The 22,567-nt window shown below is 62.3% G+C and carries 23 protein-coding genes and 1 tRNA gene; 13 read left to right on the forward strand and 11 right to left on the reverse strand.

The features are described from left to right. Genes AB8B02_RS20170 through AB8B02_RS20180 form a run of 3 tightly spaced genes read left to right on the forward strand, consistent with a single transcriptional unit; the run spans position 1 to position 3,375 of the window. Positions 1–858: a branched-chain amino acid ABC transporter permease gene (locus AB8B02_RS20170; protein ID WP_068734444.1), complete on the forward strand. Its 858-nt coding sequence runs from the start codon at positions 1–3 to the stop codon at positions 856–858. Continuing rightward, positions 858–2,657 (forward strand): branched-chain amino acid ABC transporter ATP-binding protein/permease, encoded by a 1,800-nt coding sequence (locus tag AB8B02_RS20175; protein ID WP_439064992.1) that lies wholly within the window; start codon positions 858–860, stop codon positions 2,655–2,657. Before AB8B02_RS20170 ends, AB8B02_RS20175 begins: the two co-directional genes overlap by 1 nt. Beyond that, positions 2,638–3,375: an ABC transporter ATP-binding protein gene (locus AB8B02_RS20180; RefSeq protein WP_439064993.1), complete on the forward strand. Its 738-nt coding sequence runs from the start codon at positions 2,638–2,640 to the stop codon at positions 3,373–3,375. The genes AB8B02_RS20175 and AB8B02_RS20180 overlap by 20 nt, the downstream gene beginning before the upstream one ends. Before the next feature lie 148 nt (positions 3,376–3,523). On the opposite strand, the gene AB8B02_RS20185 is transcribed toward AB8B02_RS20180, so the two are convergent. Together AB8B02_RS20185 and AB8B02_RS20190 are read right to left on the reverse strand one after the other, a co-directional pair. Further along, positions 3,524–4,297, reverse strand: a complete 774-nt coding sequence (locus AB8B02_RS20185) for a cyclase family protein (RefSeq protein ID WP_439064994.1) — start codon at positions 4,295–4,297, stop codon at positions 3,524–3,526. Positions 4,298–4,443: 146 nt separating this feature from the next. Then, positions 4,444–5,442, reverse strand: coding sequence for a fumarylacetoacetate hydrolase family protein (locus AB8B02_RS20190; RefSeq protein WP_439064995.1), 999 nt, complete (start codon positions 5,440–5,442; stop codon positions 4,444–4,446). 122 nt (positions 5,443–5,564) lie between these two features. Here AB8B02_RS20190 and AB8B02_RS20195 point away from each other — a divergent pair, with 122 nt between their 5' ends. The 5 genes from AB8B02_RS20195 to AB8B02_RS20215 are packed head-to-tail and all read left to right on the forward strand — an operon-like array spanning position 5,565 to position 9,537. Further along, positions 5,565–6,491 (forward strand): ABC transporter substrate-binding protein, encoded by a 927-nt coding sequence (locus tag AB8B02_RS20195; protein ID WP_439064996.1) that lies wholly within the window; start codon positions 5,565–5,567, stop codon positions 6,489–6,491. 10 nt (positions 6,492–6,501) lie between these two features. Then, positions 6,502–7,200 carry a GntR family transcriptional regulator gene (locus AB8B02_RS20200; RefSeq protein WP_439064997.1) on the forward strand — a complete coding sequence of 233 codons (699 nt, stop codon included), beginning with the start codon at positions 6,502–6,504 and terminating at the stop codon, positions 7,198–7,200. Positions 7,201–7,205: 5 nt separating this feature from the next. Continuing rightward, a complete protein-coding gene (locus AB8B02_RS20205) occupies positions 7,206–8,012 on the forward strand; it encodes an ABC transporter ATP-binding protein (protein ID WP_439064998.1) in 807 nt (268 codons plus the stop codon). Beyond that, positions 8,009–8,773 (forward strand): ABC transporter permease, encoded by a 765-nt coding sequence (locus AB8B02_RS20210; protein WP_439064999.1) that lies wholly within the window; start codon positions 8,009–8,011, stop codon positions 8,771–8,773. Before AB8B02_RS20205 ends, AB8B02_RS20210 begins: the two co-directional genes overlap by 4 nt. After that, positions 8,770–9,537 carry an ABC transporter permease gene (locus AB8B02_RS20215; RefSeq protein WP_439065000.1) on the forward strand — a complete coding sequence of 256 codons (768 nt, stop codon included), beginning with the start codon at positions 8,770–8,772 and terminating at the stop codon, positions 9,535–9,537. The genes AB8B02_RS20210 and AB8B02_RS20215 overlap by 4 nt, the downstream gene beginning before the upstream one ends. Before the next feature lie 149 nt (positions 9,538–9,686). Here AB8B02_RS20215 and pgm read toward each other — a convergent pair whose 3' ends face one another. The 3 genes from pgm to AB8B02_RS20230 form a co-directional block, all read right to left on the reverse strand. Beyond that, the gene (gene pgm, locus AB8B02_RS20220; RefSeq protein WP_439065001.1) at positions 9,687–11,336 is read right to left on the reverse strand and encodes a phosphoglucomutase (alpha-D-glucose-1,6-bisphosphate-dependent); all 1,650 of its coding nucleotides are present in this window, start codon (positions 11,334–11,336) and stop codon (positions 9,687–9,689) included. An 83-nt stretch (positions 11,337–11,419) separates the two neighbouring features. Next, a complete protein-coding gene (locus AB8B02_RS20225) occupies positions 11,420–11,560 on the reverse strand; it encodes a hypothetical protein (RefSeq protein ID WP_231079320.1) in 141 nt (46 codons plus the stop codon). Between the two features lie 83 nt (positions 11,561–11,643). Continuing rightward, a complete protein-coding gene (locus AB8B02_RS20230) occupies positions 11,644–12,390 on the reverse strand; it encodes a Crp/Fnr family transcriptional regulator (protein ID WP_231079318.1) in 747 nt (248 codons plus the stop codon). A 178-nt stretch (positions 12,391–12,568) separates the two neighbouring features. Between AB8B02_RS20230 and AB8B02_RS20235 the strand changes: the two genes are divergently transcribed. Next, positions 12,569–12,946 (forward strand): hypothetical protein, encoded by a 378-nt coding sequence (locus AB8B02_RS20235; RefSeq protein WP_439065002.1) that lies wholly within the window; start codon positions 12,569–12,571, stop codon positions 12,944–12,946. A gap of 55 nt (positions 12,947–13,001) precedes the next feature. Here AB8B02_RS20235 and AB8B02_RS20240 read toward each other — a convergent pair whose 3' ends face one another. Then, the gene (locus tag AB8B02_RS20240) at positions 13,002–15,395 is read right to left on the reverse strand and encodes a calcium-binding protein (RefSeq protein WP_439065003.1); all 2,394 of its coding nucleotides are present in this window, start codon (positions 15,393–15,395) and stop codon (positions 13,002–13,004) included. Between the two features lie 541 nt (positions 15,396–15,936). Here AB8B02_RS20240 and AB8B02_RS20245 point away from each other — a divergent pair. Continuing rightward, a complete protein-coding gene (locus AB8B02_RS20245) occupies positions 15,937–16,095 on the forward strand; it encodes a hypothetical protein (protein WP_439065004.1) in 159 nt (52 codons plus the stop codon). 18 nt (positions 16,096–16,113) lie between these two features. Here AB8B02_RS20245 and AB8B02_RS20250 read toward each other — a convergent pair whose 3' ends face one another. The 4 genes from AB8B02_RS20250 to AB8B02_RS20265 form a co-directional block, all read right to left on the reverse strand. Beyond that, complete coding sequence (locus AB8B02_RS20250) at positions 16,114–17,022, reverse strand: LysR family transcriptional regulator (RefSeq protein WP_439065005.1); 909 nt, start codon at positions 17,020–17,022, stop codon at positions 16,114–16,116. A gap of 15 nt (positions 17,023–17,037) precedes the next feature. Then, positions 17,038–18,546, reverse strand: a complete 1,509-nt coding sequence (locus AB8B02_RS20255; protein WP_439065006.1) for a tripartite tricarboxylate transporter permease — start codon at positions 18,544–18,546, stop codon at positions 17,038–17,040. 15 nt (positions 18,547–18,561) lie between these two features. Continuing rightward, the gene (locus tag AB8B02_RS20260; protein ID WP_439065007.1) at positions 18,562–19,047 is read right to left on the reverse strand and encodes a tripartite tricarboxylate transporter TctB family protein; all 486 of its coding nucleotides are present in this window, start codon (positions 19,045–19,047) and stop codon (positions 18,562–18,564) included. 83 nt (positions 19,048–19,130) lie between these two features. After that, on the reverse strand, positions 19,131–20,090 hold the full coding sequence (locus AB8B02_RS20265) for a tripartite tricarboxylate transporter substrate binding protein (protein ID WP_439065907.1): 960 nt from the start codon (positions 20,088–20,090) through the stop codon (positions 19,131–19,133). Between the two features lie 397 nt (positions 20,091–20,487). On the opposite strand from AB8B02_RS20265, the gene AB8B02_RS20270 reads away from it, so the two are divergent. From AB8B02_RS20270 to AB8B02_RS20280, 3 genes are all read left to right on the forward strand, one after another. Beyond that, positions 20,488–20,910 carry a VOC family protein gene (locus AB8B02_RS20270; protein WP_439065008.1) on the forward strand — a complete coding sequence of 141 codons (423 nt, stop codon included), beginning with the start codon at positions 20,488–20,490 and terminating at the stop codon, positions 20,908–20,910. A gap of 20 nt (positions 20,911–20,930) precedes the next feature. Further along, entirely contained in the window at positions 20,931–21,410 is a 480-nt protein-coding gene (locus AB8B02_RS20275; RefSeq protein WP_089265928.1) for a VOC family protein, read from the forward strand. 180 nt (positions 21,411–21,590) lie between these two features. Further along, positions 21,591–21,667: transfer RNA gene (locus AB8B02_RS20280), tRNA-Met, on the forward strand. Between the two features lie 108 nt (positions 21,668–21,775). Here the strand turns inward: AB8B02_RS20280 and AB8B02_RS20285 are convergent. Then, the gene (locus AB8B02_RS20285) at positions 21,776–22,504 is read right to left on the reverse strand and encodes a GntR family transcriptional regulator (RefSeq protein WP_244628307.1); all 729 of its coding nucleotides are present in this window, start codon (positions 22,502–22,504) and stop codon (positions 21,776–21,778) included. Positions 22,505–22,567 lie beyond the last annotated feature (63 nt).

Raw genomic sequence — 22,567 nt, forward strand, 5'->3', positions numbered from 1 at the left:
ATGCTCGGCTCGATCATAGCTTCAGGCCTCGCGGCGGGCGCAATCTATGCGCTCGTCGGCATCACCTACAACACGATGTTCTCGACCTCGCGGGTGATGAGCTTCACCGCCGGACAGCTGGCCATGCTCGGCGGGGTGTTCGGCTCGCTGTTCATGCTGAAAATGGGGATGCCGACTTTGGTCGGCTTCGCCCTCACTTTAATCGCCTGCGCGATCATCGGCGTCATTACCGAATTCGTCGCGGTGCGGCCGGTGCTGAAAAGCCTCGAACAGCATCTCTATGTACTGTCGACGCTGGCGCTCGCATTGATGATCCAGCAAGTCACGGCGATCAAATGGGGCACCGAGCCGCAGCCCTTCCCGCGCATCGTCGGCCTCGGCACCGGCGTCTGGGACGAAAAATTCTGGCTGCCGGTGGTGGCCTGCGGCCTCACCATCTTGGGCCTCGAATATCTCTATCGCCGCACGCTGGTGGGCCACGCCTTCATGGCCATCGCGGAAGACAACTTTGCGGCGCGTGCGCTCGGCCTGCCGGAGCGTAACCTGCGCGTGGCGAGCTATGCCCTCGCCGGCGTGATCGGCGGCGTCGCGGGCTTTGCCGGCGGCGAACTGATGCTGGCCTTCTTCGCCAATGGCGCGCTGCTTAATTTCTACGGCTTCGTGCCCGTTGCGCTCGGCGGCCTCGGCAACAATCGCGGCGCGCTGATCGGCGGCCTCGCGCTCGGCCTGTTCCAGCAGGCGGCGAATTTCCTGGTCGGCGGCATCTTCTCGTCGGTCGCGGTGTTCGCGATCTTCATCATCGTGTTGCTGGCAGCGCCCTCGGGCCTGTTCGGCTCCGCAACGGCGCGGAGGGTGTGATGACGACGATCACCGATATTCCGACATCGCGCGAGACCACGACCAGACACTCCGTATTGCCGGCACTGCTGCCGTTCCTCGGCGTGTTCGCGCTGGCGATGATCCTGCCCTTCGTCAGCAACGACTACTGGGCGCTGATCGGCACCCGCGCGGCGATCTACTGGGTGCTGGTGGCCGGACTCAATCTCGTGGTCGGCTTCGCCGGCCATCTCGCCATCGGCTATGTGGCACTGCTGACGCTGGGTGCCTACACGACCAGCGTGCTCGCCGCCGGCAATGTGCTGCCGCCGGTGCCGATCTATGGCGCGCTGATCATCGCAAGCTGCGTCGGCGCGGTGTTCGGCGTCATTGTCGGCCTGCCGGCGATGCGGCTGCGCACCTTCTACTTCGCCATGACCACGCTCGGATTCGCCACCATCGTCACGCAGATCGCGCTGGCCTGGCAGAGCGTGACCGGCGGCGGCATCGGCATCGTCGGTCCGGAATTCTCCGCGCCGTTCAACACGCCATGGGGCTTTTACTATCTGTGCATCGGCTTCGCGTCGGTGGCGACATGGCTCAGCGCCAATATCGCCTATAGCCGATTCGGCCGCGCGCTGATTGCGATCCGCGATGCGGATGTGGCGGCGGAAGCCACCGGCATTTCCAAGCCGAAGCTGCTGGTGTCGATCTTCCTGCTGGCCGGCGCCATGGCGGCCTTTGCCGGTGGGCTGTTCGCCAGCCTGCAGACCTATATCACGCCGGACGCGTTCACCTTCGACCTCTCGGTGCTGTTTTTCATCGCCATCCTGATCGGCGGCCGCGGCTCGATCCTCGGTCCGATGCTCGGCACCATCATCCTCACCATCCTGCCGGAGATCGCCGCACCGCTCGCGGCGTGGTCGACCTTTCTCTATGCGGTGCTACTGTTGCTCATCGTGCTGGTGATGCCCGGCGGCATCGCGGCGCTGCTGGATTTCAAGAGCCGCCGTCCGCTCGCCAGCAACCGCGCCATCGTGCCGCGCATCGCGGGACTCTCCGAAGTGCTGCGCAAGACGGCCACCACCAAGACGCTGACACTGCGCGAAGTCGTCCTCACCTTCGGCAATGTCCGGGCCATCGACGGCCTCGATCTCGATGTGAAGCCCGGCCAGATCCACGGCCTGATCGGGCCCAATGGCTCCGGCAAGACCACGACGCTGAACGTGATCTCCGGCTACTACGCCGCAAAAGGCGGCACCATCACGCTCGGCGATGACGCGCTACCACCGGGCATGCCGGAACTGCGCGCCGGCAAAGGCATCGCCCGCACCTTCCAGACGCCGCGCGTGATCGGCGAAGCCTCGGTGCTTGAGAATGTGATGGTCGGCGGCACCATCGAGGGCGAAGCGACATTCGCCGAGGCGCTGCTGTCGCTGCCACGGCATCATCGCGACGAACGCAAGCTCACCGCACAGGCGCGTGCGATGCTCGGCGTCGTCGGGCTGGAGGCGCTGGCCGATGTCCGCGCCGATCGCCTGCAACACAGCGAGCTGCGCTTCATCGAAATCGCCCGCGCCTTGATGCTGCAGCCGGACTTCCTGCTGCTGGACGAACCCGCCGCAGGCCTCTCCAGCGACGAGATCACGAGGCTGGGCGCACTGATCAAGGCGATCAGCCGCCGCGGCACCGGCGTGCTGCTGGTCGAACATCACGCCGACCTGATCTTCGACATCTGCGATCAGGTCACGGTGTTGAACCTCGGCAAGATCCTCGCCGCCGGTACGCCGGCGGAAATCCGCGTTCACAAGGAGGTCGTCAGTGCTTACCTCGGAGGCTGAACCGCTGCTCAGAGTCACCGCGCTGGAATCCGGCTACGGCAAGATCCGCGTGCTCCATGGCATCGACCTGCATATCGCCGCCGGCGAAGTGGTGACATTGCTCGGCCCCAACGGCGCCGGCAAATCGACGTTGTTGCGCGCCATCTCCGGCCTGCTGCCGGTCAATGCGGCGAGCGTTCGCTTCGATGGCCGCGACATCAGCAACGGCACGCCGCGCGAGGCGGCGCGCGCCGGACTGGTGCATGTGATCGAGGGCCACCGCGTGTTCACGCAGCAGACCGTGACCGAAAACCTGCTGCTCGCGGCCTACGACCTACCGCGCGGCGAACGCAACGCGCGTGTCGATGAGGCGCTGTCGTTCTTTCCGGAGATTGCCGAGAAGCGCAATGAGCGCGGAGCGTCACTCTCGGGCGGACAACAGCAGATGCTGGTGGTGGCACAGGGCCTCGTGCGACGGCCGCGGCTGCTGATGCTCGACGAGCCCTCTGCAGGCCTCTCGCCGGTACTGGTCGACCGCGTGCTGACGGTGATCGCGCAATTGCAGAAACAGGGCACTGCGGTGCTGCTGGTGGAGCAGTTGGTGGAGAAAGCGCTCGCTGCGGCCAACCGCGTCTATGCGCTGTCGCAGGGACGGATCGTGCTCGAAGCTGCGACAACGGAAGCGAACCTGCCTCAGCGGCTGGAGCGGGCCTATTTCGGGCATGAAGCGGCCGTTTAACACGCCGTCATGCCCGGGCTTGTCCCGGGCATCCACGTCTTTTGCACACGCTGCCAAGACGTGGATGGCCGGGACAAGCCCGGCCATGACGTTGTGAGAGAACGGAGTCTGTCAGTACATCTCCGAGCAAGGGCCCGGGCAGTTCGCGTCAATCAATAATCGCTACCGCCCTTGTCCACCCAGCCGATGCCTTCTCAATCTTCACCGGGAAACACGACACCATGAAACCGGTGGACGGCAGCTGTTCGAGATTGTGGAGCTTCTCGAGATGGCAATAGCCTATATGGCGGCCGGCCTTGTGGCCTTCCCAGATCAGGCTGGCATCTTTCGTCTCGGCATATTTCTTTGCGGTGTAGACGAACGGCGCATCCCAGCTCCAGCCATCGATGCCGGTGAGGCGCACGCCGCGCTCCAGCAGATACATGGTGGCCTCATAGCCCATGCCGCAGCCGGAGATGACGTAGTCCTGCTGACCGTATTTGACGCCGGCAGACGTGTTGACGACGACGATCTCCAGCGGGCTCAACGTATGGCCGATGCGCTTGAGTTCTTCTTCAACGTCCTTGGCCGTCGCGACATAGCCATCGGGGAAATGCCGGAAGTCGAGCTTCACGCCGGGCTGCAAACACCAGTCCAGCGGCACTTCGTCAATGGTCCATGACCGCTCGCCGCGATTCATGGTGGGATGGAAATGATAGGGCGCATCGAGATGCGTGCCGTTATGGGTCGAGAGCTGCACCAGCTCCACCGCCCAGCCCTGCCCGTCCGGCAGATCCTCGGCCTTCAGCCCGTCGAAAAACTGCAGCATCCGCGGCAGGCCCTGCTGGTGATCGACATAATTGATGGTGGGATGATTGCCCGGCGGATCGGCGGGGACGTCATTCTGCAGGGGAACGGAAATGTCGATGAGGCGACGGGGCATGGGATTTCCTCGATTTTCGTTTTTTGTTTGATCCTATCGGTCGTCATTGCGAGGAGCCCTTGCGACGAAGCAATCCAGTCTGCGCTTGTTGCTTCTGGATTGCCGCGTCGCTTCGCTCCTCGCAATGACGTGGAGAGGCATGTGCGTTACATATCCTGCCGCACCACCTTGTTCTTCAACACGCCGATCTTCTCGACCTCGAGCTCGATCTCGTCATTGTGTTCGAGATACCAGCCGAGTTCGAGGCCGCAGCCGTTGCCGACGGTGCCGGAGCCGATGAATTCGCCGGGCATCAGCGTCTCGTCCTGCGTCACATGGGCGATGATCTCCTCGAAGGAGAACAGCATGCCCTCGCTGGTCGAGGACGAACGCACCTTGCCGTTGACGCGGCATTCCATCTTCAGTCTGTAGGGATCGCCGATCTCGTCAGGCGTGACGATCCACGGCCCCAGCACGTTGCCGCCATCGAAACTCTTGCCCTTGGCCGGGCCGAGGCGGCCTTCCATCTCGAGCCGCTGCGCGTCGCGGGCCGAGAAATCGTTGAAGATGGTGTAGCCGAAGATGTGATCCTTCGCCTTGGCCGCGGAAATATTCGCGCCCTTGTTCTTGGTGACGATGCCGAATTCGAGTTCGTAGTCCATGACCTTGCTGTAGCGCGGCCACTTCACCGTCGTATTCGTACCGCGTACGCTGAAGCGGTTGGTGATGTAGTAGATCGGCTGGCGGCGATAGACTTCGGGCAATTCGCCGAGTGGCTCGGCTTCGAGCCGTGCCAGTTCTTCCATGTCACCCTTCGCACGGGCAGCCAGCTTCAACTGGCCACGCGGCGACTGCCGGATATGCAGCGGAAACGACATGCCATCGCGCATCTGCCGCGGCTCGGGTAGTGGTGCGAGAATGTCCGTGCCGGCGACATTCACGGATAGCGTTGCGTCACTGCCGTGTTTCTCGAAGGCACTGCGCGCCGCATCGAGTGCAGCCTCACCGGCATCGATCAGCGCCAGCATCGAGTCGAAGGCCGGATTGCCTCCATCGCGGGCCGCGGCGCTGGCGAGATCGAACAGCTTGGTATCGTTGGCGTGAACGATACCGACCCTGGCTTGGCCATCCTGCTGGCCGCCGGCACGAAATGTCGCGAGCTTCACTGGCGTCTCCCACTTGCTTTTGTTCTTCGATAAAATATATGATCAAAAAAAATATCGATAAACAAGAGGCGATCGCAAAGATTGCTTCACGATCGAAAAATGCTCGGGTGAGGGAGACGACCATGACCAGGTGGACGGTGGCAGCCCTATTGGCCACGCTCGCTGTGACGGGCACCGCGCATGCCCAGACCAAGCTCCAGATCGGTTGCACTGCAACAACGGACTGCGCCTCGGCCATGGTCGCGGTCGATGAAGGCATCTTCAAGAAGCACGGGCTCGATGCCGAGATGATCCCCATCGGTATCAACTCCAATATACCGGCGGCCATTCTGTCCGGCTCGATCCAGATCGGCGGCCCGACCTCCACCGTCTTCCTGCAGGCTGCCGACGGCGGCCTCGACCTCGTCGCGGTTGCCGGCGCAACGGTGATGAGCCCGACATCGAACGCCAATATCACCGCCTTCGTGCGTAACGGCATCACCATCAAGGAGCCGAAGGATTTCGTCGGCAAGAAGGTCGGCGCACCGGGCCTCGGTGCGTTTCTTCACGTGCTGTTCGTTAAATGGCTGGTCGACAAGGGTGTCGATCCCAAGAAGGTCAATTTCGTCGAAGTGACCTTCCCGACCATGCCGGACATCATCAAGTCCGGAGGTGTTGATGCCGTGCTGACCGCCGAGCCCACGGTATCGCGCATGCTGGCGGCCGGGAGCGGCAGCATCGGCGCGCGCTACGCGTCGGAGCTCGAGCGCACAGAGCCGATCATCTTCTACGCAGCGTCGCGCGAATGGGCCGAGAAGAATCCCGACACCATCAGGAAATTTCGCGCTGCCATCGCCGAAGGTGCGGCGATCGTGAACAGCGACAAAGACAAGACCTCGGCCGCAATTGCCAAATTCACCAAACAGACCATCGAACTGGTGAAGGCATCGCCGCCGAACAAGTCGGAGCCGGCACTGAAGCCCGAGCAACTGGCATGGTGGATCGACGTCATGTCCTCGCAGAAAATGCTGGAGACCAAACTCGATCTCAACAAACTGATTCTGAAATAGGGCAAACTGAATGGCGGGCCAGCCCCTTAGCAGTACAATCGACGTATCCGGCTCGGATACGCTGAGCGAGCGTGCAGCGACACTGCTTCAGCATGACATCATTGCCGGCAATCTCGCCCCGGGCACGCGGCTTGGCATCGTCGATCTGGTGCAGCGTTACGAGATCGGCGCCACGCCGATGCGCGAAGGACTGTCGCGCCTGATCTCACGCGGCCTGATTATCGGTATCGGCCAGCGCGGTTTTCGCGTCGCCGACATCAGCCGGGAGGATCTGGCCGACATCACACGGATGCGTAGCGTGGTGGAGATGGAGGCGCTGCGGCTGGCCATCGAACATGGCGACGATGCCTGGGAGGCTGGCATCATCAGTTCGCTTCACCAGATGCGCAGGCATATCGAACGGACCGGCGATGAATTCCGCGAAGGCGCGCCGGATTTCGACAAGCTCCATAAGGGGTTTCACACCGCATTGCTGGCAGCCTGCAATTCGAAGCGCCTGCTCTCGGCGCATTCGGAGCTTTACGATCAGGCCTATCGCTACCGCAGGGTGATGATGCGCGGCTTCGACAGCGGCAGCCGCTTTGTCGCCGCCCATCAGCTTCTGGCCGATCGCGTGCTGGCGCGCGAAACCGGTCCTGCGCAGGCCATGCTGACGTCGCATCTGCACTCGACGCTCGCTTTCGTCTATCCACCCGGACAGGGAGATTGAGCGCGATGACATCCATTGCCCTTCGCAAAGACATGCCGTCGGCCCAACCCGAAAAGTCGCAGATCGCGTTTTCCCATGTCACGCTGGATCTCGGCGGCAAGACGATCATCGAAAACGTTAGCCTCGACGTGAAGCCCGGCGAGTTCCTCTGCATCATCGGCGCCTCCGGCTGCGGCAAGACCACGGCGCTTCGCCTCGCCGCCGGCCTGTACCAACCGACATCCGGACACGTCAGCTTCGACGGCGAGCCCATGCGTGCGCCGCGGCGCGATGTCGCCATCGTGTTTCAGGATTACGGCAAGGCACTGCTGCCATGGCGCACCGCCGCCGGAAATGTCGCGCTGGCGCTGGAAACCATCGGCATGCCCAAGGCCCAGCGCTCGGCCCGCATCGACGAGTTGCTGAAGAAAGTCGGCCTGCCCCATCACGCCTGGAAATATCCCGCGGAGATGTCCGGCGGCATGCAGCAACGGTTGCAGATCGCGCGATGTCTGGCGCAGGAACCGAAAGCGCTGCTGATGGACGAGCCGTTCGGCGCGCTCGATGCCATGACGCGGCAGGGTCTGCAGGACGAGGTCCTGTCACTGCTCGATGCCAGCAAGGCCACGGTGATTTTCGTTACTCACGATCTCGAAGAAGCCATTTATCTGGGCGACCGCGTGGTCGGCCTGCTGCCGCATCCCGGCCGCATCGGCATCGATCTCAAGATCAACCTGCCGCGCCCCCGCGATCAGTTGACCACGCGCGAGAACCCGGAATTCCTGCGCGTGCGCCGCGAATTGTTCGACTTCATCAAGGCATCGGAAGCATGAGATCCGAGCGCCTGAAAGCGGCGATCCTTCCGATGAGCCTGCTCATCGTGCTGGAAATCTGGGCGCGCTCTGTCGATATCCACAGCGATGCATTGGCGCCGCCAAGCGCCGTGGTGCTGGCGCTGTTTCAGGCGTTCGGCGACGGCTCGATCCTGTCAGCCACACGCGATACATTGGCTTCGGCCTTTGCCGGCCTCGTGGTTGGCGGCGCCATCGGATTGCTCCTCGGAATTGCACTCGGTATCTTCCAGCCGCTGGATCGGCTGATGGAAGTCACCATCGAATCCCTGCGGCCGATCCCCTCCATCGCGCTGCTACCGATCGCGCTGATCGCGCTCGGCTTCGGCTATCGCATGGAAATCGTCATCGTCGCCTTTGCCTGTGTGTGGCCAATCCTGATCCTCAGCCGCGCTGCGGTGCGCAGCATCGAGCCGCGACTGATAGAAGTCTCCCGCGCGCTGCGGCTGTCGCCAGGCGACCGCGTCCGCAAGATCATCATTCCCGCGGCACTGCCGCGCATCTTTCTCGCCTTTCGCCTGGCGGCCGGCATTGCTCTGATCGTCGCCGTCACTGTGGAAATCGCGATCAATCCCATCGGACTCGGTGCCGGAATCATGATTGCGCAGCAAGCATTGCGCCCGGATCTGATGCTCGCTTATCTGCTGTGGATCGGCCTCATCGGCTATGCGCTCAATGCCGGATTGCTGGCAGCGCAGCAGCATCTGTTTGGTCCCGCAGCGCTGGCGGGAGAGGTCCGATGAACTGGACACTCACCCTCTGGCGCCTTGCCAGCTTCGCTGTTGCTGCAGGCCTGATCGCGCTGTGGCAGCTGATCGCCAATCTGAAACTGGTCTCGCCGGTGTTCCTGCCCGGCCCCGATCGCGCATGGGCCGCGCTGATGCGCGGCTTCAGCAATGGCACGTTGCTGGACAAGACAATCGGCACCCTCGAACACATGCTCTATGGCTGGCTGGTCGCATCCGTCGTCGGCATCGCACTCGGCGCCATGATCGGCTCATCGAAAGCGATGCGCAGCTATGTCGCCCCGTCGCTGGAGTTCCTGCGGCCACTGCCCGTATCGGCGATCATTCCCGTCGCCATCGCTCTGTTCGGGTTGACCCAGGGCATGGCACTCTTCGTCATCGCTTTCGGCGCGATCTGGCCGATGCTGCTTGCGACCGTCCACGGCTTCGGCGCAGTAGAGCCGCGTCTCTATGAGGTCGCGCGCTCGCTGCACATGTCGCGCCTCGCGGTGATCTTCAAGATAGCTCTGCCATCTGCGAGCCCCGACATCATCTCCGGCATGCGTCTGAGCCTGACCGTGTCGCTGATCCTGGCGGTGGTCTGCGAAATCCTCGCGGGGCTCGACGGCCTCGGCCACTGGGTGCTGCTCTCGGCGCGCGCGTTTCGTTCGGCGGATCTGTTCGCCGGCGTGATCCTGCTCGGCGTGATCGGCTATGTCACCGCGCTGGCGATGTCGCTGGTCGAGCAGCGACTGCTGCGGTGGCGGACGAGCGGGCATTGAGAAACATACTCGTCGTTCCGGGGCGCTCGCTCTTGCGAGCGAACCCGGAACCTCATCCTGTGGCTCTCTGATCGTGCCAAGCACCATGAGGTTCCGGGTTCGCGCGTGCCGCGCGCCCCGGAACGACGAGTGTGGGGTTGCGTGTGAGGCTATTTCGCAAACACCTTCGAGATCGCCGCCTGCGCATCGCCCTGAATCTGCTTGAGGTGATCCTCGCTGCGGAAGCTCTCGGCGTAAATCTTGTAAACGTCCTCCGTGCCCGACGGACGCGCGGCGAACCAGCCATTCGCGGTCGAGACCTTGATGCCACCGAAGGACTGGTCGTTGCCGGCCGCCTTGCTCTCGGTCTTGGTCACGGCATCGCCGGCGAGCTCGGTCATGCCGATCTGCTCCGGCGTGACCTTCTTCAGCACGTTCTTCTGCTCGGGCGTCGCCGCGGCATCGATGCGCTCGTAATAGGGCGTGCCGAATTCGGCGGTCAGCTTCTCGAAGCGCTGACTCGGATTTTCTTTCGTCACCGCGGTGATCTCGGCGGCGAGCAGGCCCAAAATAAGTCCGTCCTTGTCGGTGGTCCACACCGTGCCGCCCTTGCGCAGGAACGAGGCGCCGGCGCTTTCCTCGCCGCCGAAGCCGAACGAGCCATCGACGAGACCGTTCACGAACCATTTGAAGCCGACCGGCGTCTCGACCAGTTGGCGGCCGAGCTTGTTCACCACGCGATCGATGATGGCGCTGGAGACGATGGTCTTGCCCACCGCCGCATCCTTGCGCCAGTTCGGACGGTGCGCGAACAGATAGTCGATGGACGCCGCGAGATAGTGGTTCGGATTCATCAAGCCGCCGGTGCGGGTGACGATGCCATGACGGTCGGCATCGGTGTCGTTGGCGAAAGCGACATCGAACCGGTCGCGCATGCCGATGAGCTTGGCCATCGCATAGGGCGATGAACAGTCCATGCGGATCTTGCCGTCCCAGTCCAGCGTCATGAAGCGAAAGGTCGGATCGATCGCGGTATTCACGATGGTCGCATCGAGCTTGTATCGCTCGATGATCGGCTGCCAGTAATGCACACCGGCGCCGCCGAGCGGATCGATGCCGATCTTGACGCCTGATGCGCGGATCGCCTCCATGTCGACGACATCGGCGAGGTCGGTCACATAGGGCGTGATGAAATCGTAGCGCTTCACGAATTCGGATTTGCGCGCACGCGCTATCGGGATGCGCTTGACGCCGGCCATGTCGTTCTCGAGGAAGCCGTTGGCAGCTTTCTCCATGATACCGGTGATGTCGGTATCGGCCGGGCCACCGTTCGGCGGATTATATTTGAAGCCGCCGTCTTCCGGCGGGTTGTGCGACGGCGTGACCACGACGCCATCGGCCAGACCGGACGAGCGGCCCTTGTTGTAGGTAAGGATAGCGTGGGAGATCACCGGCGTCGGCGTATAGCCGTCGTCCTGGTCGATCCGCACATGCACGCCATTGGCGGCGAAGACTTCCAGCGCGCTGACCAGCGCTGGTTCAGCCAGCGCATGGGTGTCGATGCCGATGAAGAGCGGGCCGTCGATGCCGGCACCCTTGCGGTAATCGCAGATCGCCTGGCTGACCGCGAGGATGTGGTCCTCGTTGAAGGAATTGTGGAGCGCGGAGCCGCGATGGCCGGAGGTGCCGAAAGCGACGCGCTGGGCGGGGATGGAGGGATCCGGCTTGCCGACGAAATAGGCCGTCACCAGCCGAGGCACGTTGACCAGCAGGGACGGATCGATGGTTTTGCCGGCCAGCGGACTCACATGAGCAGCCATTTGTTCTCCTTCGCACACCAAGAGCCCAGACGCGGCGCAACCGTCGCGGGGGTCAGGACTCATGGCATGTTTTGGAGGACAAATCAGCCGGTTATGAGGGGCACCGGCATGCCGCCGAAGGGCTCCTGCCCGAAGGTCCGGCGCGAGACCCAGGCCAGCGGCAGGGCGAAGCAGACGAACATCGTGACCACGGCGGCGGCGACCAGCATACTGTCGAAAGGCATATCTCTTCTCCTTGAGTGACGGAGAAGAGTGTGAGCGCGGCAGGACACGCTCTCCTTGAGCTGCATCAAAATGCAGCGCCGCATTACGCCGCGGCGAGCTGATCCAGCCGGTCGGTGGACAGCAGCCGCACGCCATCGGGCACCACGACCACGGTCTTTTCCTTGGCGAGCTTGGTCAAAGTGCGGCTGACGGTTTCGATGGTCAGGCCGAGATAGTCGGCGATGTCCTGGCGGCTCATGGGAAGCGGCACGTTGACCGACATCGCGCCGATGCGGCCATAGCGCGCCTGCAGGTTCAGCAGGAAGGCGGCCACCTTCTCGTCGGCCGTGCGGCGGCCGAGCAGCAGCATCTGGTCCTGCGCGAGCGAGAGTTCATGGCCTGCAAATTCATGCAGCCGGCGCAGCAGATGCGGCTTGCCATCGACATAGCTGAGAAACTGGGCGCGGGAGAAACGGCAGACGCGCACCGGTGTCACGGCCTCGGCGGCGACGCCGTAGCGGTCCATCAGCGCAAGTCCGAGGAAGTCACCGGGCAGCGCGAAGCCGACGATCTGACGGCGGCCATCGGGCAGCGACTTGTAGAGCCGGACGATGCCTTCGGTCACGTTGAACACGCTGCCGGCCAAGGCGCCCTGATCGAACAGCATGGCCTTGGCGGGGAAGTTCTTGACCTGGCTGAGACGGTCGAGCTCGTCGAGTTCCGCCGGTTCCAATGCGCCGCAAACGCTGAACAGGCGCACCTTGCAATCGTCGCAGCCATTGGTGCTGCGGCCATGCCTGCAGTCGCGCTCTCCGGCACAGGTCTCGGCCGCTGGTTCCGCGAAGGTCATGGCACTGTCCATCTCTGGTTTGGTCACATGTGGCAGGTCTTGAAAATCACTCTACACCATTTGACATGGATCAATCGTGGACGCTTTGACCCATATCAATGCCGAACCAGCCCATCCCCGCCAATTTCGCAGGCCATGCGGGAATCCGGCGATGAATGAGGAATATCAGGCGCAACCAATGACTTGGGCGGACGCTCGCGCGGCCTATCCGCTCGTCTATCTGCACGATGCCAGCGTTACGCTGGACACATGGCTGGATTTCGTGCGCCGGCGAACCGATGCCGACGGCGGCGACAACGGGCTGATCGTGATCCGCGACCGGCGCGATATCGTCCATGCGCTATTTGCCTACCGGGTCGATCTCGACCTGCGCGGCACCAAACAGCTCTGCATCGCGCAGCTGATCGTGGCCCAGATTCCCGGCTCGCAGATCGACCATGCCGTGGTCGCCTCGACCAGCCAGGTCGCGGCGTCGCTGGGCTGCCCGAGCATCGTGATCGAGCAACCGTTTCAGCTGATGCCGGGCGTCACGTCGCGAACGTCGACCGCAGCGTAACGCGAAAGCTGCCCGCGACGCGGGTGGCCGCGCGACGACACTCACATCGCGGACCTCACAAGACGAAGTCACCTGCCTTCAAGACAGCGCTGTTCACCTGAACCGCGAAGTCGGCCGCACCATCGCCATCGACATCGCCTTGAAGAAGATGATCGGCGAAGCGCAATTCGCCGGCGATATGTGTGAAAGCGGCGCTTCCGACGAAGGCGAACGCTTGATCGCCGGCGGCCTTGCTGTTGGCATCGATTGCCGACAGATCGATCCAGTCGGCCGTGTCTGCGACGATCGACGAGAAGTCGGTGATCTGATCGGCAGCTCCGGGCAGACTGTCCTGCACAGCTTTGAATACAAAACTGTCCGCGCCAGCTCCACCGGTCAGGATGTCGGCGCCGAGCCCGCCTGTGAGCGTATCGTTGCCGGTGCCGCCATCAAGACTATCGTTTCCGCCGCCACCATCGATCAGATCGTTCCCGCCGCCACCGGAAATGCGATTGTCGCCTGCGTCACCCGTCAGCAGGTCCATGGTCCCGCTCCCGATCAGATTTTCGATCGAGCTGAGCCGGTCACCTTCGGCATCTCCCCATTGAATGACACCTGTCGCCAGATTGATATTCACCTGGGCAATCGACGTGCTGTAGTCCGCCGTATCGTTGCCGGCGCCGCCGGCAAGCATATCGGCACCTGCGCCGCCGGCGAGGATATCGTCACCCGCATTGCCCCAAAGCTGATCGTTACCGGCACCGCCGTGCAGGATGTCATTGCCGGCGCCGCCGGTCAGCGCATCGTTTCCTTCGCCGCCGTCCAGCACGTCATTGCCGTCGCGACCGTCCAGAACATCCTTGCCGCTGCCGCCTGACAACGTGTTGGCGGCACCGTCGCCGATCAGCATGTCGTCGAATCGACTGCCAATCACCGTCTCGACCGAGCTGAAACTGTCACCGGCGGCATCGCCCCCACTGCCCGCGCCAAGTGTGAGATCGATGTGAACACCAGACGGCGATGTCTCGTAGCGCACCGTATCGATGCCGGACGCGCCGGCGAAAGCATCGGCGCCCTTGCCGCCGACGAAAATGTCATTGCCGTCACCGCCCCACATGCGGTCGTCACCATCGCCGCCGAACAGAAAATCATTGCCCGCATCGCCGTAAAGAAAGTCGTTGCCGCCATCGCCATGCAGGACGTCATTTCCCGCCGCGCCATGAATCGTGTCGCGACCATCGCCGCCGTGAATGATATCGTTATCCGCGGTGCCGGAGATCGTGTCGGCAGCCGGCGTACCGTTCGTGATCGTGTTGAACGACATGATGCGGCCGTGGATGTCGTCTGCAGCCGGTCCCTGCTCGAACGAGGTCCAGGTCGCGAGAATACGCCCATCGGACAATGTCAGCAGATGCGGTCCGGTTTCCGCCAGGCCACCTGTCGAATTAACGAGGAAATCGTTGCCGATCGGAAAAGCGCCCGGAATCAGCAGGCGACCGTAGAGATCACTGGCGCCGGTGACGGGATCCGTGGCGTGCCAGATGATGACGGCGCGGCCATCCTGCAGTGCGGCGATCGACGGGGAATCCTGACCGCCGTCAAAATTCGCATTGACGATATTATCGGACACAACCACGGATCCGTCCGGGTTCAGCAGGCGCGCATGAATGTTGCTGTCACCATCCGGTTCCTGCGCGGTCCAGGCCACGAGAATGCGTCCATCCGCGAGAACCGCGGTGGACGCGTCGCTCTGATTGAACTGGGCTCCCGCCAGGATGCGAAAGTCTGGCGCACTCGCGCTGCCATCGGGGTTCACGAACTGGCCGGAGACGTTGTAGCGCCCCTCGTCGGGATCGTACGACCTCCATGTGACGAACGCCCGCCCGTCGGGCAGCGCCGTCACTTTCGGATCATATTGCGTACCCCAGGTGGTCGTATTCACGGTGAAGTCGTCGACGGCGACGGTTCCGTCGTCGTGGAGGATCCTCCCGCGGATATCGCCGAGATATTTCGGATCCCCGCCGTCTGCGGACACGTAGGTCAGCAAGATCTGGCCATCGGCAAGCGTCGTGACAGAAGGCATCTGCGGCGAAATCGCAGTTGATGAATTGACCACCATATCCGCAACGGAATGCCCCTCCGCATCGATGAGGGTGCCGCGAACTTCGGTGACATTGTCGGCGGCGATATAGGACTGCCATGCGACAAAGGCGCGGCCGTCGGAAAGCGCCGTGACCGAAGGCGCTCCCGGATCTCCGCTCCGATCGATCGTGATCTGAAAATCGGGACCTTGAGGCGTACCGTCCGCCGACAAGTAGCGGCCCTGAATTGTATGCGGCTGATGACCGCTGGCGTCCGTCGCAGTCCACGTGACAAGAATACGTCCGTCGGACAACAGCGTTTGGCTTGCTCCCGCCTGATCATTGGCCGTAGTGGAATTGATGGGAAATTCAGGTCCGACAAACGCCATGATGCAGCCCCCAACTCATTTCGCCGGAGCGTGAATCTTTAATCGGACGAATCTGCGGCTGATATTTGTCGAGCGCGCGTTGTTCGTCCTCGCATTGAATCAATTGCATCCCATCGCATGCGTTCGGCGCGGCTGCCTTGTCTCAATGCAACGCGCACGCTTGCGATCACGTCGACCGCCAGCTCTGCTTCATCACACATCGCGATATCCTGTTTCCCGCACGCAGTTTAAATCGCGCGCAGCGCTGACGGCTGTGTGTGCGCGTGGTCATATCATTCTTGCAGCGATCTCCTTCGATCAGCGGGCTGACGTCGATGCCCGGAGCCCTACCAACCATCTAGTGCGACCTGAACGGCGTGCCGAAAGCGCAACAGCGCGACGTCGTGCAAGTCGATCACCGCGTCATTCGGCTCGGGTCGATTTCAAATCGATAATATCGATTGCAAGCGTCAATAATATTCGTTTGTCAAAATTCATGGCAGTCCTAGGCTCGAAGGAACCCGAGGAGCGATGCCGCCCCTCGATGATGCAGGAGCCGACCATGAAAACGATCATCCACCCCGACGTATCGGTCGCTCTCGCGCTGTTCGCCTTTGCTGCGGCGATCATCGCACGCCTGACAGTTACCAATCGTTCCCGGCACAGCGCCGATCAGATCGCGGCGATCGTTGCGACATCGGGATATCCGTCCGGCACCTAGCCGCGCCTGCTCCCCGCATCACGTCCGCCTTGCCGGACGTTTCGGCGCCCTCGCCTGCCCTGCAGGCGCGGGCTTTCTGTTGGCCGCGTCATGCGCGAGGCGATGCATGAGTGCGACCGCTTCGGCGATGATCGCATCGTCGCGATCGCCGGGATAGACGACATAGGCTGGCATCGAAAATTCCGGCGCATCGGCGACGGCATGCAGCCGCCCGGCCTTCAGCTGGGGTGCAACGATGCGGCGCGGGAAATATCCGGAGCCGCCATTCTCCAACACATGCTGCAGCCCGAGCCAGCCGATATTGGCGGTGAGCGATGGCCCGGCGAAATCCGGAAACAGCGCCATGTGGCGTGCGTAGAATTCCGGGCCCCAGTCGATATAGACGTAACCCGACTGCGGCTCCGGCGCGCTGTGCGTGCTGGTCGAGACCAGAATGAGCTGCTCATCGAACAACTGCTCGACCTTGAGGCCAGGCCGGCTCTGCGGCGTATACATCACGCCGATATCGATCCTGCCTTCGACGAGGCCCTGCATCAATTCGGCTTCGAGAGCGCTCTCGGCGCGGATCGCGATATCCGGATGTTTCGCGCGCATCAGCGGCAGCCAGTGCAGCAGATGCTCCTCCCACAGCCCAATGCGACCGCCGACGGTCAGCGTCCCGCTGAAGCCTTTCGCAATGCCGACATCCTGCCGCGCATGTTCCACCGTTCGCACCAACGTGGACGCGTGCTTCTGAAACTGGCGGCCTGCCGGCGTCAGCGTCGCACCGGCCTTGTTGCGGACGAACAGCGTCACGCGCAGCAACTGCTCGAGCGTCTGGATCCGCGCGCTGACCGTGGACTGTGTGACATGCAGCTTCTCCGCCGCAGTCACAAAATTCCCGGCGCTTACAACAGCAAGGAATGTCCTGGCCAGTTCGGTGTCCATGCGAACGCTCCCCGGCTACGCGCCCTCGTCGAGCGCGACCATCTGGCGCTTCTTACGCAGTGCAGGCAACAGCGGCGCGATCAGAAGCACCACTGCCAGCGCAAGACACGCTGCCGAGATCGGGCGCTCGATGAAGGTCATGAGATTGCCCTGCGACAGGATCAATGACTTCCGCAGATTGTTCTCCAGCAGCGGACCCAGCACAAAGGCCAGCACCAAAGGCGCGGGCTCGTAACCGAACTTGCGCATGAAGTAGCCGATCACGCCGAAGCCGATCATGACATAGACGTCGAACACATTGTTGCTGCTGCAATAGACGCCGATGATCGTGAACAGGATGATCAGCGGGAACAGCACATTGTAAGGCAGCTTCAGCAGCTTCACCCACATGCCGATCAGCGGCAGGTTCAGCACCAGCAGCATGAGGTTGCCGATATACATGCTGGCAACGATGCCCCAGAACAGTCCGGGGTTCTGCGTGATCAGCAGCGGGCCGGGTTGCAACCCGTGAATGACGAAAGCGCCGAGCAGCAGCGCCATGACGACGTTCGGCGGGATGCCGAGGGTCATCAGCGGAATGAAGGCACCGCCTGCTGCCGCGTTGTTCGCCGCTTCAGGTCCGGCAACGCCTTCGATCGCGCCATGACCGAAGCGCTCCGGATGTTTCGACAGCCGCTTCTCCAGCGCATAGGACGCGAAGGACGCGACCACAGCGCCGCCGCCGGGGAGGATTCCGAGGAAGAAGCCTAAAATCGTGCCGCGCCCGATCGGGCCGGCGCTGGCCTTCCAGTCTTCATTGTTGGGCAGGAGCTGCGTGATCTTGGCATTGATGATGTCGCGCTTGATCACCTGCTCGGTGTTGAGCAGCACCTCGCCGAGCCCGAACAGACCCATCACCACGGGCACGAGACCGATGCCGTCGATCAGTTCGATCCGGCCGAAAGTCAGCCGCGGTTGCGCGGTGATGCTGTCGAGGCCGATGAGGCCAAGCACGATGCCGATACAGGCCATCAGCAGCGCCTTGGCCATCGAGCCTTGTGTCAGGAAGGTCAGCACCACGAGGCCGAGCACCATCAGGCTGGCATATTCGGCGGGACCGAACGCAATGGCGACCGAGGCGAGTGACGGCGCCACCAGCATCAGCATCACCAGCGCAAAAGTGCCGGCGATGAAGGAGCCGAGCGCGGAAATGCCGAGCGCCGGACCGGCACGGCCCTGCTTCGCCATCTGATGGCCGTCGATACAGGTGACGACGGATGCCGCCTCGCCGGGAATGTTGACCAGGATCGACGTGGTCGAACCGCCATACATCGAGCCGTAATAGATGCCGGCCATCATGATGATGCCGGACTCCGGCGTGCCGGACAGCGTCACCGGCAGCAGCAGCGACATCGCCGAGATCGGCCCGATGCCCGGCAGCACGCCGACCAGGGTGCCGATGAAGACGCCGATGAAGCAGTAGAGAATATTGACGGGCTGCAGCGCGACACCGAAGCCGTGCATGACATTGACGAGAACATCCATGATCCGTGTTTCCCGTCAGCCGATTTCAAACATGCCCGAAGGCAACTGGATCAGCAGGCCGCGTTTCAGCACCCACCACACACTGAGCGGCGCCAGCACCGCGAGTGGGATCGCCAGCGTCCAACGCACGGGATCGATGACGCGCAACAACACCAGCATCAACGGAATGGTCGAGATCAGGAAGCCGAGCGGTTCGAGCGCGAAAGCATAGGCCGAGAGGATGACGATGATCGCGCCCGGCTTGCCCCAGCTTGCGCCTTCCCATCGCGAGCCAAAGGTCGGTCCGCCTTCCGTTACCGAAGCGAGAACGATGGTGAGCGCGAAAGCGCACATCAGCAGGCCAATATAGAACAGCATGAAGCCGGAGCCGGGATCGTTGATGGTGCCGAGCTTCAGCTTGAGGCCGGAGCGAATGACGAACACGCCAAGCGCAATGCCGAGCACGCCGGTCCAGAGTTCTGAATTGTTGAGCCGGAATGGCGGGCGGGTTTGATCAGTCATCGTTTCTGTCCCGGGACATCGACATGAAATGAAGGCGCATGCGATGGACCCCATCGCATGCGCCTGACGTCGTTATTCGACGATCAATTCGGCTTCTTGCCCAACCCGATTCCCTCGATCACCTTGCGCTCGGAATTGGTGACCTCGACAACGAATTTCTTGTAGTCCTCGGTGTTCTTGTAGTTCGGCACCATGTCGTATTTCGCCAGCGTCGCGATGACAGCGGGATCCTCGATGGCCTTCTTGAAGGCGTCATGCAGCTTGGCGACGATCTTCGGATCCATGCCCTTCGGGCCGGCGATGCCGAACGGCGAGTCATAGACCATCGGATAGCCGCTCTCCTTCAGCGTTGGCGCATCCGGGAAATTCGGCGACCGCTTGTCGGTCCACACCATCAACAGACGCAGCTTGCCGGCATCGACCAGCGGCCGCCAGCCGGTGGAATCCGCCTGCAGCATGGTGTGATTGCCGAGTACCGCAGCGTTGGTTTCAGCGCCGCCCTTGAACGGCACCTGCGTCAGCTTGATGCCGGCCAGTGCCGCGATCTGCTCCATGCCCACATGCAGCGAAGTGCCGGTGCCCGGCGTCGCATAGGTCACCTTACCCGGATTGGCCTTGGCGAAATCGACCACGTCCTTCCAGGTCTTGAACTGCGACTCCGCATTCGTGGTGATGCCGAAGGTGTAGCCGGTGAGATGGATGATGTAGGAGAAATCCTTGTCCGGATTCCACGACACGTCCTGCATCAGCGGCAGGCGGAACACGGTGATCGGAATCTGCGAGATGGTGTAGCCATCCGGCTTCGCGGCGGCGGCCATGGTGGCCGGGCCGACCGTGCCGCCGCCGCCGCCCTTGTTGTCGATGGCGATGGGCTGGCCGAGATGTTTCGACGCCGCGTCCGCAATCGCGCGCATCGAGATGTCGGTGGAGCCACCGGCGGGCCATGGCACGATCAGTGTGATCGGCTTGGTCGGATAGTCCTGCGCCTGGGCTGCACCGCCGAACATGGTGGCGGCCGCGGCGAGCGCGACAGCAGCGGACATAGCAAGGCGATTGCGTTGCAACATGTGTTTCTCCCTCTGCGATTCCGGGGGTGATGCCCGGACCGGCTGTATTTTTATTGTCGTTCAGTCTAGCCCGGAACAACCCCAGGAAAAGGACATGTTCCGAACCAGGCTGCGAACGCGTCTTGCGTCTTTGGCAATCAACGATGATTTCACCGCCGCCGCAATTCGCAATCAGGATGAGCCATGCGACATTCCGTCTGCACGCGGAGATCGCCCGGCTGACATATTGATCGCGGCGGACAAGAAATTCCGCCTGCAAAAATAACTGAGAAAATTTTGTCGGTGATGTCGGATCGCGGTGGGCCCACGCGTCCTATGCGCGACAGTCACCACAGAGAACACCCAGAGCGTATACCCACAGGAGAGCCATCCGATGAGCAAAATGATCTTCGTCAACCTGCCCGTCACCGACCTGCCCCGCGCGGTCGCCTTCTATGAGGCGGTCGGCGCAACCAAAAACCCGCAATTCTCCGACGACACCGCCGCCTGCATGGTGTTCTCCGACACCATCCACGCGATGCTGCTGACGCACGACAAATATCGCCACTTCACCTCGAAGAAGATCGTCGATGCGAAGACCTCGAGCGAAGTGCTGATCTGCGTCTCCGCAGACAGCCGCGACGAAGTCGATGGTCTCGTGAAGAAGGCCGTGGGTGCGGGCGGCAGCGCCGATCCAACACCCACGCAGGATTTCGGCTTCATGTATGGCCGCAGCTACGAGGACCCCGACGGTCACATCTGGGAAGTGATGTGGATGGACATGGCCGCCGCGCAATCTGCGATGGCTCAGGCCTGATCGAGAGAGGGATAGCAGCGATGTCAAAGATCTCACCCTGCATCTGGTACGAGACCGAGGCCGAGGAAGCCGCCAGGTTCTACTGCTCGCTGGTGCCCAATTCCTCCATCGATCGCGTGCAGCGCGCCCCGATCGATTATCCCGGCGGCAAAGCAGGCAACGTGCTGGTGGTCGGCTTCACGCTGGCCGGCCAAAGCTTCATTGGCCTCAATGGCGGCAGCCCCGCCACATTCAGCACGGCCGTGTCCTTCACCATCCATTGCGAAGACCAGGCCGAAGTCGATCGTGTGTGGGACGCCATTTTGACAAATGGCGGCAAGGCAAATGCCTGCGGCTGGATCAACGACCGCTGGGGCGTGCCTTGGCAGATCGTGCCGAACGGCTTTACTGAAATGCTTGCCAGCGAGAATGGCGAGGGCGCCAAGCGTGCCATGACGGCCATGATGGGCATGGTCAAACTCGATCTGGCCGCCCTGAAGAAGGCCTTCGACGGCGGCTGAAGCCGGTCCTAAGTGCCTGATCGGGCGACGATAGCGGCCCGGCCCCGAAATCGGCGACCGGGTTGCGGGAACATCTATTCAGGCACCGATTTCAGGCGCTACTTTGCTTGACATCGAGTCCCTCGACTTCTTATATGCCGCGCATTCGCCGGGGGACAATTTGTCCCCTTCGGATGCCGTGGCGGGGTAGCTCAGTTGGTTAGAGCACGGGAATCATAATCCTGGGGTCGGTGGTTCGAGTCCACTCCTCGCTACCAAATTTTCTGCCTAACAAATCTTGCAGACATGTTTCCAAGGCCTTGCATGCGTCGCGAGGCCTTTTTCATGTCCCGCAGAGGTGTTGGCTGGGCCTGCGTCCGTGCCCGCTACGATGCCGCGTCTTCGCCCTCATGCAGTTCGGAAAAGATCTGCTTGTCCTGGAGAATGACTTCAGCGGTCTGCCTGTAATGCGCGGTGAGCAGATCCACGGCACGGTCCGCATCACCGCTCAAAACTGCAGTCATGATCGCCTGATGCTCGTCCGTCACATGGCGTGACGGGAAGGCCTTGCGGATCGACAGACGCCGATAGCGGTAGAGCTGGTCGGCGAGTTGTCCGCAGAACGCGATCAGGGACTGCGAACCGCAATTCCCGATCAAGGTGCGGTGATAGACGCGGTGCAGCCGTTCCCATTCCGGATTGTCTTCGAAGTGTTCGGCATTGAGCGAGCGCGGGGTTCGCCCGAGGCGATGTTGCGCGAGCAGAAGCTGCTCCTCCCATTGCGGCGTCGAGGCCGCCATGGATTCCCGCAGCGCCAGACTCTCGACCCAGCACCGGGTCTTGGTCAGTTCGGCCAGTTCGCTTCGGCTGATATCCGCGACATAGAATCCGCGCTGCTCGCGGCACTCCACCAGACCATCGGCGGTCAGCCGGTTGAGCGCCTCGCGGAGCGGCGTCTGACCGGTCTGATACAGCTCAGTCAGGAAACGCATCTGGAGTTTCCGGCTCGGCTCGAGCCGTCCGGACAGCAGGTCCTCCCGCAGCCGGTCATAGACCGTGCTGGCCTGGGTCGAGGACGGCGGCGGCGAAGCCAATTCCAGTGATGTTGTGTCCACGCTCTTAAATCCCGGAATCATCTGTCAGCCAGTCTGATTTTCTATACACTTTTTCTGATTTCA

The sequence above is a fragment of the Tardiphaga sp. 862_B3_N4_1 genome (assembly GCF_051811085.1).
Classification (GTDB): Bacteria; Pseudomonadota; Alphaproteobacteria; order Rhizobiales; family Xanthobacteraceae; genus Tardiphaga; species Tardiphaga robiniae.